General features: G+C 72.7%; 10 protein-coding genes. 8 read left to right on the forward strand and 2 right to left on the reverse strand.

Translation table 11 applies throughout. The annotated features are described in order from the left end of the window. Positions 1-25 precede the first annotated feature (25 nt). Entirely contained in the window at positions 26-1,117 is a 1,092-nt protein-coding gene (locus tag D6270_RS07935; protein WP_109166070.1) for a S1C family serine protease, read from the forward strand. Positions 1,118-1,232: 115 nt separating this feature from the next. Here the strand turns inward: D6270_RS07935 and D6270_RS07940 are convergent, their stop codons facing one another. Next, the gene (locus tag D6270_RS07940; protein WP_003969611.1) at positions 1,233-1,442 is read right to left on the reverse strand and encodes a hypothetical protein; all 210 of its coding nucleotides are present in this window, start codon (positions 1,440-1,442) and stop codon (positions 1,233-1,235) included. A gap of 119 nt (positions 1,443-1,561) precedes the next feature. Between D6270_RS07940 and D6270_RS07945 the strand changes: the two genes are divergently transcribed. The 4 genes from D6270_RS07945 (at position 1,562) to D6270_RS32465 (ending at position 6,792) form a co-directional block, all read left to right on the forward strand. Next, positions 1,562-2,764, forward strand: a complete 1,203-nt coding sequence (locus tag D6270_RS07945; protein WP_109166069.1) for a bifunctional adenosylcobinamide kinase/adenosylcobinamide-phosphate guanylyltransferase — start codon at positions 1,562-1,564, stop codon at positions 2,762-2,764. 258 nt (positions 2,765-3,022) lie between these two features. Beyond that, the gene (gene cobT / locus D6270_RS07950; protein WP_109166068.1) at positions 3,023-4,129 is read left to right on the forward strand and encodes a nicotinate-nucleotide--dimethylbenzimidazole phosphoribosyltransferase; all 1,107 of its coding nucleotides are present in this window, start codon (positions 3,023-3,025) and stop codon (positions 4,127-4,129) included. A gap of 111 nt (positions 4,130-4,240) precedes the next feature. Further along, positions 4,241-6,076: a phosphatidylglycerol lysyltransferase domain-containing protein gene (locus D6270_RS07955; RefSeq protein WP_109166067.1), complete on the forward strand. Its 1,836-nt coding sequence runs from the start codon at positions 4,241-4,243 to the stop codon at positions 6,074-6,076. Then, a complete protein-coding gene (locus D6270_RS32465) occupies positions 6,073-6,792 on the forward strand; it encodes a hypothetical protein (RefSeq protein ID WP_158650486.1) in 720 nt (239 codons plus the stop codon). Before D6270_RS07955 ends, D6270_RS32465 begins: the two co-directional genes overlap by 4 nt. On the opposite strand, the gene D6270_RS07965 is transcribed toward D6270_RS32465, so the two are convergent. After that, positions 6,740-7,504 carry a hypothetical protein gene (locus D6270_RS07965; RefSeq protein ID WP_109166066.1) on the reverse strand — a complete coding sequence of 255 codons (765 nt, stop codon included), beginning with the start codon at positions 7,502-7,504 and terminating at the stop codon, positions 6,740-6,742. The two genes, D6270_RS32465 and D6270_RS07965, sit on opposite strands and share 53 nt — an antisense overlap. A gap of 145 nt (positions 7,505-7,649) precedes the next feature. Here D6270_RS07965 and D6270_RS07970 point away from each other — a divergent pair, with 145 nt between their 5' ends. From D6270_RS07970 to lpdA, 3 genes are all read left to right on the forward strand, one after another. Beyond that, positions 7,650-8,432, forward strand: coding sequence for an adenosylcobinamide-GDP ribazoletransferase (locus D6270_RS07970; protein WP_109166065.1), 783 nt, complete (start codon positions 7,650-7,652; stop codon positions 8,430-8,432). A 205-nt stretch (positions 8,433-8,637) separates the two neighbouring features. Continuing rightward, entirely contained in the window at positions 8,638-10,197 is a 1,560-nt protein-coding gene (locus tag D6270_RS07975; RefSeq protein WP_109166064.1) for a leucyl aminopeptidase, read from the forward strand. A gap of 333 nt (positions 10,198-10,530) precedes the next feature. After that, the gene (lpdA, locus tag D6270_RS07980) at positions 10,531-11,919 is read left to right on the forward strand and encodes a dihydrolipoyl dehydrogenase (protein ID WP_109166063.1); all 1,389 of its coding nucleotides are present in this window, start codon (positions 10,531-10,533) and stop codon (positions 11,917-11,919) included. Positions 11,920-11,936: the final 17 nt, after the last annotated feature.

Below are 11,936 nucleotides of genomic sequence, written 5' to 3' on the forward strand. Positions count from 1 at the left end.
AGGGTGGGTCCACCAGACTCCGGATATGGACGCATCCCCCTCCCACCGCTCCGTGCGGCGGCTGCTGCTCCCCCTGTCCGCAGGTGCCTGCGCGCTCGCCCTGGCGGCCGGCTGCTCCGGCACGGACCGGGCGGGCGCCCCCGCGCCGGAGGCCAGCCCCTCCGCCACGGCCCAGGGCTCGGCGGCCCGTGACACCGACGATCTGCAGAGCGCCTACCAGGCCGTCATCAACGATGTGCTGCCCTCGGTGGTGCAGATCGACGCGTCGGACAGCCTCGGCTCCGGGATCGTCTACGACGACAGGGGCCATATCGTCACCAACGCCCATGTGATCGGCGACGAGAAGAAGTTCAAGGTCACCGTCGCCACCGGTGAGGCGGTCCTGAACGCCTCGCTGGTCTCCTCCTACCCGGAGCAGGACCTGGCCGTCATCAAGCTGGACGATGTGCCCGACGGGCTGAAGGCCGCGAAGTTCGGCGACGCGGAGAAGGTCGAGGTGGGGCAGATCGTGATGGCGATGGGCTCGCCGCTCGGCCTCTCCAGCAGCGTCACCCAGGGCATCGTCTCGGCGCTCGGCCGCACCGTCAGCGAGAGCCGGGCCGGCGGTGGCACGGGCGCGACGATCGCCAACATGGTGCAGACCTCCGCGGCGATCAACCCGGGCAACAGCGGCGGGGCGCTGGTCAACCTGGACAGCGAGGTGATCGGCATCCCGACCCTCGCGGCGACCGACCCGCAGCTGGGCGACAGCGCGGCGCCGGGCATCGGCTTCGCGATCCCCGTCTCGATGGTGCGGACGGTCGCCGACCAGATCATCAAGGACGGCCGGGTCACCGACTCGGGCCGGGCCGCGCTGGACATCACCGGCCGTACGGTCGTCGACGACTCCTACCGGCCGGCCGGGGTGGCGCTGGTGAGCGTGGAGCGCGGCGGGGCGGCGGACGAGGCGGGACTGCGGGCCGGAGACATCATCACGAAGATCGGCGACACGACCGTCGCCACCATCACGTCGCTCTCCGAGGCCCTGGCGGGCGACAAGCCGGGCGACAAGGTGAGTGTGACCTACACCCGGGGCGGCGACAGCAGGACGACCGAGGTCACGCTCGGGGAGATCTGAGTCCCGCAGGGGGCAGGGGCGGTACGGAAGGCCCGCACGGGGCGAGGGCGGTACGGGAGCCCCGCACGGCGAAGGGGCGGTACGGGAGCTCCCGTACCGCCCCTTCGCGCTGCGCTCAGGCGCCGTCGGCCTGGAGGCTCATCGGGCCGTAGATCTTGGTCGAGTCCTCGAAGAGCGTCACCTGGGCGGCGCCGCCCTCCAGGAGCTCCTTCCAGAACTCACCGATCCAGGACTCCGCGTCGCCCTGGGTGGTGAACTCCTCCGGCTGCAGGGCCGGCTCCGTCTCCGTACCGTCGGACTTCTCGAACCGCCACGTCCACGCCATGTCCGCCTCCTGGGTCGCGTTGCTGCCCGACTCCTGGGCCCGCTGCTGCTCCTGGGTCAGTTGCTGCCCGAAGCCTAGCCGGGCGCGCACCTCGCGGGGGGACGCGGGAGGATCAAGGTGTGGAACTGACTCTGCTCGGCACCGGAGCCCCCGACGGGCTGCCGCGCCCCTCCTGCCCCTGTGCCGCCTGCGCGACGGCCCGCGGCCCGTGGGCGCGCGCCGCGACCGCCCTGCTGGTCGACGACGCGCTGCTCCTCGACCTGACCCCGGGAGCGGTGTTCGCGGCCGCCCGCGCGGGCCATTCGCTGGGCGCGGTGCGCCAGGTGCTGCTGACCCATCCGCACGACGGGCCCGCCGTGGAGCTGCCGCCCACCCTGCCGCCGGCCGGGCGGGTGCCGGACGGCCAGGTGCTGACGCTGATCAGCGGGCACCGGGTGCGGGCGGTGCCGATGGACGCGCCCGGGACCGGTTACGAGGTGGGCTCCCCGGAGGGCGAGCGGCTGCTCTACCTGCCGCCGGGGGCCGCGCCCGCCGGTCTCGACGGGCGGCAGGAGAAGCCGTACGACCTGGTCGTCTGCGATGTGATCGGGCGGCCCGACGCGGTGGCGCGGCTGCGGGCGGTCGGCGCGGTCGGCCCGGCCACCGAGGTGATCGCGGTCCATCTGGACCACGACGCCCCTCCGGGTGCGGCGCTGGACAGGCTCCTCGCGGCGGCCGGGGCGCGGGCGGTGCCGGACGGGACGACGCTGGTGGTGGGCGAGTACCCGGTGGTGCCGGATGTGCCGCGCCGGCTGCTGGTGACGGGCGGTGCGCGGTCGGGGAAGTCGCTGGAGGCGGAGCGGCGTCTGGAGACGTTCCCCGAGGTCGTGTACGTGGCGACCGGCGGGCGGCGCGAAGGGGACCCGGAGTGGGCGGCGCGGGTGGGGCTGCACCGGGAGCGCAGGCCGGGCGCGTGGCGGACCGAGGAGACCTGTGAGGTCGCGGAGCTGCTGGACTCGGACGGGCCGCCGCTGCTGGTGGACTGCCTGTCGCTGTGGCTGACGGACGCGATGGACCGGGTGGAGGCCTGGGAGGACGAACGGTGGCGGCACGGCGGCGAGGAGGCGTTGCGGGCGCGGGTCGCGGAGCTGGTGGCGGCGGTGCGGGCAACCCGGCGTCAGGTGGTGCTGGTGACCAACGAGGTGGGTGCGGGGGTGGTCCCGGCGACCCCGGCGGGGCGGCGGTTCCGGGACGAGCTGGGGCGGCTGAACGCGGCGGTGGCGGCCGAGTGCGAGGAAGTGCTGCTGGTGGTGGCGGGGCAGGCGGTGGTGTTGCGGGGGTGAGGGGCGGTCGGCCGGTCCTGAGCGGGGCTCGCGGGTGCCGGGGGGTCCTGAGCGGGCCTGGCGGGTGAGGGGCCGCTCAGGCGTGGGGCTCGCGGCGTGAGGGGGCCGGTCGGCCGGTCCTGAGCAGGGCTCGCGGCGTGAGGGGGCGTCACCGCTACCTCTCGGGCCGTCCGGGCCGACCGGTACTGTTCCCGGCAGGGGCCCGCCGCCGGGTGCCCGGACCGGAAACCGACGTGACGACCCGCGAGGCAGACCTCCGTGAACCTGGACGACTTCTCCGACCTGATCGAACGCCCCGACGGGGGTGTACGGCGCGATGCCGAGGAACGGCGGGAGCGGCTGATCGTCCCGCCCGGGGCCCTCGGCCGGCTGGACGAGCTGGGCGAGTGGCTCAGCGCCGCGCAGCAGTCCGTACCGGTCAGGGCGCTCTCGCAGCCGCGCGTGGTGCTCTTCGCCGGTGACCACGGGGTGGCGGAGCTGGGCGTCTCGGGGCGCGCGGCGGGCACCACCCAGGAGCTGGTGCGGGCGGCCCTCGACGGGGCGAGCCCGGTGGCGGTGCTGGCCCGGCGCTTCTCGGTGCCACTGCGGATCGTGGACGCCGGGGTGGACTGCGACCCGGAGCTGCTTCCCGAGTCCGTCGTACGTCACCGGGTGCGGCGCGGATCGGGGCGCATCGACATCGAGGACGCCCTGACCGCCGAGGAGGCCGAGCGGGCCGTCCGCCTGGGCATGGCCATCGCCGACGAGGAAGCCGACTCCGGCACCGATCTGGTGGTGCTCGGCGACCTGAGCGTCGGCGGGACCACGGCGGCGGCCACCCTCGTCGCGGCCCTGTGCGGTACGGACGCCTCCGTGGTGACCGGGCGCGGCGGTGCGGGCATCGACGACCTGGCCTGGATGCGCAAGTGCGCCGCGATCCGGGACGCGCTGCGCCGGGCCCGGCCGGTGCTCGGCGACCAGCTGGAGCTGCTGGCCACGGTGGGCGGGGCGGATCTGGCCGCGATGACCGGGTTCCTGCTCCAGTCGGCGGTGCGCCGGATGCCGGTGGTCCTGGACGGGGTCGTCGCGGCGGCCTGTGCGCTGGTGGCGCAGCGGGCGGCGTTCCGGGCGCCGGACTGGTGGCTGGCCGGGCAGGTCAGCGGGGAGCCCGCGCAGTCGAAGGCGCTGGACCGGATGGCGCTGACCCCGCTGCTGGACCACGGGGTCACGGTGGGCGAGGGCACGGGGGCGCTGCTGGCCCTGCCGCTGGTGCAGGCGGCGGCCGCGTTCGCCGCCGAGCTGCCGGAGCGTACGCCGGTGGCGGCGGCGGACGAGGACGAGGCGGCCCCCGCCGAGGACGATGTGAAGGCACCGGACGCGACCTGAGCGGCCGGGGGCGGTGCGGGCGCGCGAGCCGGCCCGCACCGCCCGGCCTGGTACGGGCCACGGGCGGCCCCACCGCCCCCATGCCCGTAATGCACCATATGATCATCTCTCATGGGAGAGGTTCGATCGGCCGAAGAGACAGCCCGGCGCAGCACCGCCCGGTCCCGGCGCGGCGCGGCGTTCGCCATCTGGTATCTGCGCATCGTCTCGTTCATCAATTTCCTGAGCGCCGTCTGGGTCAGCCTCGGCCAGGACCTGCGCCGCCACAACACCGAGAACTACTTCACGCCGTATCTGCTCACGGCCGGGTTCTCCTCCGGAGTGATCGCCCTGTTCCTGGCGGTCACCATGCGGCGGCGCAAGCGGGCCGCGTGGATCGTGAACATGGTGCTGGGCGGGCTCGTCCTCGTCGCTCTGGTCCTCGCGTTCTTCTTCGCGGAGATCCGGCAGCACGCCCAGAACTGGGTCTCGCTCGGGCTGACGGCGGCCTTCGTCGTGGCGCTGCTGCTGGGGCGGCGGGAGTTCTACGCCAAGGGCGACCGCTCCAACCCCAAGCTGGCGGCCCTGGTCGCCGTGGTGGGGCTGCTGGTCACCTCGCTGGTCGCGACGGCCCTGGTCACCGTCACCAACACCGCCCACGACGAGTACCGCTCCACCTTCCTGGACCGCTGGCGCTACGGCGCGCTGCGGCTGATCTCCGTGGCCGCCGACGACTCGCGCTTCCCCGGGATCACCACCCCGGGCTGGGTCAACGTCGTGATCAACATCCTCTCGACGCTGCTCCTGATCGCTGTCGTGTACGCCGCGTTCCGCTCCCGCCGGGCCGTCGACCCGCTCTCCCCCGCGGACGAGGCCAAGGTGCGCGCCCTGCTGGACAAGCACGGCGACCGGGACTCGCTGGGCTACTTCGCGCTGCGCCGGGAGAAGAGCGCCGTCTGGTCGCCCACCGGAAAGGCCGCCGTGGTCTACCGGGTGGTCGGCGGGGTCTCGCTGGCCTCCGGCGACCCGATCGGCGACCCGGAGGCCTGGCCGGGCGCGATCGAACCGTGGCTCGCCGAGGCCCGTGAGCACGGCTGGATCCCGGCGGTGATGGGCGCGAGCGAGGAGGCGGGCACGGTCTACGCCCGGCACGGGATGGACGCGCTGGAGCTGGGTGACGAGGCGATCGTGGAGACGGCCGACTTCACCCTCGACGGACGGGCGATGCGCGGGGTGCGCCAGGCCTACAACCGGGTCAAGCGCGCCGGTTACGAGGTGACGATCCGGCGCCACGCGGACATCCCCGAGGACGAGATGGCCGAGCTGGTCCGGCGCGCCGACGACTGGCGCGACGGGGAGACCGAGCGCGGCTTCTCCATGGCGCTCGGCCGCCTCGGCGACCCGGCGGACGGACAGTGCGTGATGCTGGAGTGCCGGAACGGAGGCGAGGGCGGGAAGCCGGAGACCCAAGGGAAGCCGGGGGCCCAGGGGGACACGGACGCCACCACCGAGCCCGGCGAACTCCGCGCGGTCCTCAGCTTCGTACCCTGGGGCCCCCACGGCCTCTCCCTGGACCTGATGCGCCGTGACCGCGACGCGGAGAACGGCCTCATGGAGTTCATGGTCATCGAGCTCCTCCAGCGCTCCGGCGAGATCGGGATCACTCAGGTCTCGCTCAACTTCGCCATGTTCCGGTCCGTCTTCGAGAGGGGATCGCGGCTCGGCGCGGGACCGGTGCTGAGGCTGTGGCGTGCGCTGCTGAGCTTCTTCTCGCGCTGGTGGCAGATCGAGTCGCTCTACCGGGCGAACGCCAAGTACCGACCGATCTGGGAGCCACGTTTCATGTTGTTCGAGAAGAGCGCCGACCTGGCGCGCATCTCCATCGCGGCGGGCCGCGCCGAAGGGTTCCTGGAAGCGCCGGGGCTGCCGAAGTGGCTGCACCGCGCGCGACTCGGCGCCCCTAGATGAACCGCTTCCCGGCGCTGCGCCGGGCCGCGTGGCGGGAGTGGGGCCCGCTCGTCACCACCGTACGGACGAGACTTCACGACCACGGCGTACGGGCGCTCGCGCTGACGCTGACCGCGGTGGCGCTGACCGCCGCCGTCCAGCTGATCCAGAACCGGTCGTGGGGCTACGGCCCGGTGCAGAACCTGGGGGCGGTGCGGGCCGAGGACCCGGTGTGGCCGGCTCTGCTGCGTACCCCCCTGTCGTTGTTCGTACCCGCCCTCGACCTGCCGGTGTGGGGTGCGCTGGCGCAGGTCCTGCTGGTGTTCGGCATCGCGGAGCTGTGCCTGGGCCGCTGGCGCACACTGGCGATCGCGTACGTGGCGACGCTGGCGGGGACGCTGTACGCCCGGGTCGGCATCGCACTCGGCCCGGACGCGTTCCTGGGGCTGCCGGCCTCGGACGCGCAGGTGGTGGACACCGGGCCCTCGGCGGCGGTGGTGGGGCTCGCGGTGTACGTCTGCCACGCCTACCGGGCCTGGTTCACCGGGTCGCTGGTCGTCGTCGCGATGGTGGTGGAGGTCCTGGTCAAGGACAATCTGGCGGGCCGGGAACATCTGGCCTCCATCGCCGCCGTCCTGGTGGTCTGCGCCGTACGGGAGTGGCTCGGGCGGCGGCGGGCGGGGGTCAGGGCTTGCGGGCGGGTGGCAGCGGGACCCGGTCGGGGGCGCCGCCGATGAGGTCCTGGAACTTCCGGCGGGGGCCCGCCCAGCGCACGTCGTGATGGTAGGCGCGCAGCACGGCCTTGGAGCGGGCCCGATGGCGGTTGCGGTAGAAGCGCTTGGCCCACGGCGAGGTCGGGCGGGCCAGGCGGAGCGCACCGACCAGCGCGACGAACGGGACGAGGGTGCCGACCATCGCCATCCGGGCCTTGCCCTTGAACAGGGTGATCAGGACGAAGCCGAAGTTGATGGCGTACGAGGTGATGACGCTCAGCCTGCCCTGCTGCTCGTCGTCGCTCACGTCGTCCACGCCGAGCGGTGAGAACCCCGCCAGGACCAGCACCACGAGCGAGGCCGTCAGCACGACCACCTCCACGCTCTGACGGCCCTCCTCGGTCCAGTACACGTCGTCCAGGTGGAGGATCAGCGCGAACTCGTCCAGCACCAGCCCGGCCCCGATCCCGAAGATCACCGCGCAGATCCCGGCGGCCATCCCGTGCCGCCCCACGGCCACCGCGCCGAAGCCGCCGATCACCGTCAGCACGACTCCGGGCACCACATGGTGGATGTGGATGCCGCCCGGGGTGATGTTGCGGAACGGCCCCTTCCCCGCGCGGATCAGCCGGGTGACGGTGCGCGTGATCGCGAAGGTCAGGACGAAGGCGGCCAGCGCGAGGAGGAGCGGGAGCTTGCCCGGCTCGGCGATGTTGGTGTGCCACCAGTTGCCCATGCCACCCGCTCCCGATCTGCTCAGCTCCGCGGCTCCGTCTGCTCCGCTCCACGGCCTGACGTTCTCCGCTCTGCGGCTTTTCCAACGCTTCGGCCCAATCTATCCGCGCGTCCTTCCGTACGCGGGAGCGGCTAACCTGCCCGCGGTGACCTCCCTGAACAGCCATGGCCTGCGCTTCGCCTTCGGCACCCTCACCGTGCTGCCCGTCCGCGTGACCCGCTGGGACCGCGCGACCGCCCGGTCCGGCATGGTCTGCGCCCCGCTCGCCGGGCTCGTCGTCGGCCTCCTCGCCGCCGGGCTCGGCACACTGTCGCTGCTGGCCGGCTCGGGGCCGCTGCTCGCGGCGGTCGCCTCGGTCGCGGTGCCCGCCGCCCTGACCCGGGGGCTGCACCTGGACGGCCTCGCCGACACGGCGGACGGGCTCGGCAGCGGGAAGCCGGCCGAGGACGCGCTGCGGATCATGAAGCAGTCCGACATTGGGCCGTTCGGTGTCATCACCCTCCTCCTGGTGCTGCTGGCCCAGGTCGCGGTCCTCTCCGAGCTGTACGGCGAGGGCTGGGCGCACGGAGCGCTCGGGGCCGTCGTCGCGGCCGTCGCCGCCCGGCTCACGCTGACCCTGGCGTCCCGTCAGGGCGTCCCGGCGGCGCGGCCGGAGGGGCTCGGCGCGGTGGTGGCTGCCACGGTCCCGGTGGGGTGGGCGGTGCTCGTGGCGGCGGTGACGGTGGGTCTGTGCGCGGCGGCGGGAGCGGTGTTCGGAGCGTACGGGGCGGTGCACCACGCGCTCGCGGTGCTGGGCGCCCTGGCCGCTGCCGACGTGCTGCTGCGCCACTGCGTACGGCGGTTCGGCGGGGTGACCGGGGATGTGTTCGGCGGGGTGGCGGAGACGGCGGCGACGGCGGCCCTGGTGGTGCTGGCGCTCGGCCCCTGACCGCCGTGCCCCGTCCCGCCGGGGGTCTCCGTACGGCCGGAACCGACCGCCATACCGGTCCGGAACGGCCCGCCGCCGTAACCTCCGGCGAACCGCGCGCGTAGGCTCGTTCCCGGTGCGTTGCGGAGGCGTCTACGATGCGCCGGGCACGGTCGGCCCACCCCTCGACCGAACTGGAACTCAACGGAAGCGAGATTTCACCACCGTGACTGCTCTCACTCTCAGCACTGCCGGTGCGGCGACGCTGCGCGCCGACGCACTCGTCGTCGGCGTCGCGAAGGGCGCTGGATCCAAGTCGGGGAACCTGGTCCTCGCACCGGGCTCCGAGGCCGTGGACAAGGCGTTCGACGGAAAGCTCGCCACCGTTCTCGCGACCCTGGGGGCCGTGGGTGCCGAGGGCGAACTGACCAAGCTGCCCGCGCCGTCCGGCCTCAAGGTCCCGGTCGTCATCGCGGTCGGCCTCGGTCCGGTCCCGGACAAGGAGGACGCCTACGACGCGGAGGCGCTGCGCCGCGCCGCCGGCACCGCCGCCCGTGCGCTCTCCGGCTTCAAGAAGGCCGGCTTCGCGCTGCCCGCCGGCTCCGTCGAGGACGCCGCGGCCGTCGCCGAGGGCGCCCTGCTCGGCGCCTACGCCTTCACCGCCTACCAGGGCGGCGAGAACAAGCTCGCCCCCAAGGACGCCAAGTCCAAGGACAGCGGCCCCAGGCTCCCGCTCGCCGAGGTCGTCCTGGTCGGCGCCAAGCCGCGCGACAAGGCCTACAAGGCCGCCGTGGAGCGCTCGCTGGCCCTGGTCGAGGAGATCAACCGCGCCCGCGACCTGATCAACACCCCGCCCAACGACCTCTACCCCGAGTCCTTCGCCGCCGTGGCCACCGCCGCCGGCAAGGAGCACGGCATCAAGGTCCAGGTGCTGGACGAGAAGGCCCTCGTCAAGGGCGGCTTCGGCGGCATCCTCGGTGTCGGCCAGGGCTCGGCCAACGGTCCGCGCCTGGTGAAGCTCGCCTACACCCACCCGAAGGCGGAGAAGACCCTGGCCCTCGTCGGCAAGGGCATCACCTACGACTCGGGCGGCATCTCGCTCAAGCCGGCCGGCCACAACGAGACGATGAAGTGCGACATGAGCGGCGCCGCCGCCGTGTTCGCCGCCGTCGTCACGGCCGCCCGCCTCGGCCTCAAGGTCAATGTGACCGGCTGGCTGGCGCTCGCCGAGAACATGCCCTCCGGCAACGCCACCCGCCCCGGTGACGTGCTGCGCATGTACAGCGGCAAGACCGTCGAGGTCCTCAACACCGACGCCGAGGGCCGGCTCGTCCTGGGCGACGCGCTCACCCGCGCCTCGGAGGAGAAGCCCGACGCGATCGTCGACGTGGCGACCCTGACCGGCGCGATGGTGCTGGCGCTCGGCAACCGCACCTTCGGGATCATGGCCAACGACGACGCCTTCCGTACGTCGATCCACGAGATCGCCGAGGAGGTCGGCGAGGCCTCCTGGCCGATGCCGCTCCCCGCCGACCTGCGCAAGGGCATGGACTCCCCCACCGCCGACATCGCCAACATGGGCGAGCGCATGGGCGGCGGCCTGGTGGCCGGTCTCTTCCTGAAGGAGTTCGTGGGCGAGGGCATCGCCTGGGCGCACCTGGACATCGCGGGCCCGGCCTTCCACGAGGGCGCTCCTTACGGCTACACGCCCAAGGGCGGCACCGGCTCCGCGGTCCGCACGCTGGTGCGTCTCGCCGAGCGCACCGCCGACGGCGACCTGGGCTGAGCGATCAGCCGCGTACGGCCCCGGGCATAGCTCCGGGGCCGTATGTGTTGTCCGGGCGGAACCGGTCAGAAGGAGACAGGGTTTCGCTCTCGACGAACACCGGCGGAATCCGTAGGTATCTACGCAGCAGTAACCCTCCGGAACGGACGATCATCCGTCCCGGAGCAGGGCCCCGCGTCCCGCTCACCGTCGACAAGTGCGAAGATGGGTTCTCGGCAGGACAGGGCCCCCACCACAGGGCCGAAGACAAAAGCGGCCGAACACCAGCCGACCGGCCGGTCACACCCCAGCGACGGGGCCCGGCGTACGGCGCACATGCATGGAGGACGTGACGTGGCGAACGACGCCAGCACCGTTTTCGACCTAGTGATCCTCGGCGGTGGCAGTGGCGGTTACGCCGCGGCCCTGCGCGGAGCGCAGCTGGGCCTGGACGTCGCCCTGATCGAGAAGGGCAAGGTCGGCGGCACCTGCCTGCACAACGGCTGCATCCCCACGAAGGCACTGCTGCACGCGGGCGAGATCGCCGACCAGGCCCGCGAGTCGGCCCAGTTCGGCGTGAAGGCGACCTTCGAGGGCATCGACATGGAGGCCGTCAACAAGTACAAGGACGAGGTGATCTCGGGCCTGTACAAGGGTCTCCAGGGTCTCATCGCCTCGCGCAAGGTCCACTACATCGAGGGTGAGGGCAAGCTCTCCTCCCCCACCTCCGTGGACGTGAACGGCCAGCGCGTCCAGGGCCGCCACGTGCTGCTGGCGACCGGCTCCGTGCCGAAGTCGCTGCCGGGCCTGGAGATCGACGGCAACCGGATCATCTCCTCGGACCACGCGCTGAAGATGGACCGCGTCCCGAAGTCGGCCATCGTGCTGGGCGGCGGCGTCATCGGCGTGGAGTTCGCCTCGGCGTGGAAGTCCTTCGGCACCGAGATCACCATCGTCGAGGGCCTGAAGCACCTCGTCCCGGTCGAGGACGAGAACAGCTCGAAGCTTCTTGAGCGCGCGTTCCGCAAGCGCGGCATCAAGTTCAACCTCGGCACGTTCTTCGAGAAGGCCGAGTACACGCAGGACGGCGTCCGCGTCACCCTCGCCGACGGCAAGACCTTCGAGGCGGAGCTGCTGCTCGTCGCCATCGGCCGCGGCCCGGTCTCGCAGGGCCTGGGCTACGAGGAGCAGGGCGTCGCGATGGACCGCGGCTATGTCCTGGTCGACGAGTACATGCAGACCAACGTCCCGACGATCTCCGCCGTGGGCGACCTCGTCCCGACCCTCCAGCTCGCCCACGTCGGCTTCGCCGAGGGCATCCTGGTGGCGGAGCGTCTCGCCGGTCTCAAGACCGTCCCGATCGACTACGACGGCGTGCCGAAGGTGACGTACTGCCACCCCGAGGTCGCCTCCGTGGGTATCACCGAGGCCAAGGCCAAGGAGATCTACGGCGCGGACAAGGTCGTGGCCCTCAAGTACAACCTCGCGGGCAACGGCAAGAGCAAGATCCTGAAGACCGCGGGCGAGATCAAGCTCGTCCAGGTCAAGGACGGTGCCGTGGTCGGCGTCCACATGGTGGGCGACCGCATGGGCGAGCAGGTCGGCGAAGCCCAGCTGATCTACAACTGGGAGGCGCTGCCGTCCGAGGTCGCCCAGCTCATCCACGCCCACCCGACGCAGAACGAGGCGATGGGCGAGGCCCACCTGGCGCTGGCCGGCAAGCCCCTCCACTCGCACGACTGATCCCCGGTCCCGGGCGC

Source organism: Streptomyces griseus subsp. griseus (assembly GCF_003610995.1).
Taxonomy (GTDB): Bacteria; Actinomycetota; Actinomycetes; order Streptomycetales; family Streptomycetaceae; genus Streptomyces.

Coding starts and splice junctions, on each gene's coding strand:
- D6270_RS07935 (WP_109166070.1), top strand. CDS start 26: ATGGACGCATCCCCCTCCCACCGCTCCGTGCGGCGGCTGCTGCTCCCC.
- D6270_RS07940 (WP_003969611.1), bottom strand. CDS start 1,442: ATGGCGTGGACGTGGCGGTTCGAGAAGTCCGACGGTACGGAGACGGAG.
- D6270_RS07955 (WP_109166067.1), top strand. CDS start 4,241: ATGGGAGAGGTTCGATCGGCCGAAGAGACAGCCCGGCGCAGCACCGCC.
- D6270_RS32465 (WP_158650486.1), top strand. CDS start 6,073: ATGAACCGCTTCCCGGCGCTGCGCCGGGCCGCGTGGCGGGAGTGGGGC.
- D6270_RS07965 (WP_109166066.1), bottom strand. CDS start 7,504: ATGGGCAACTGGTGGCACACCAACATCGCCGAGCCGGGCAAGCTCCCG.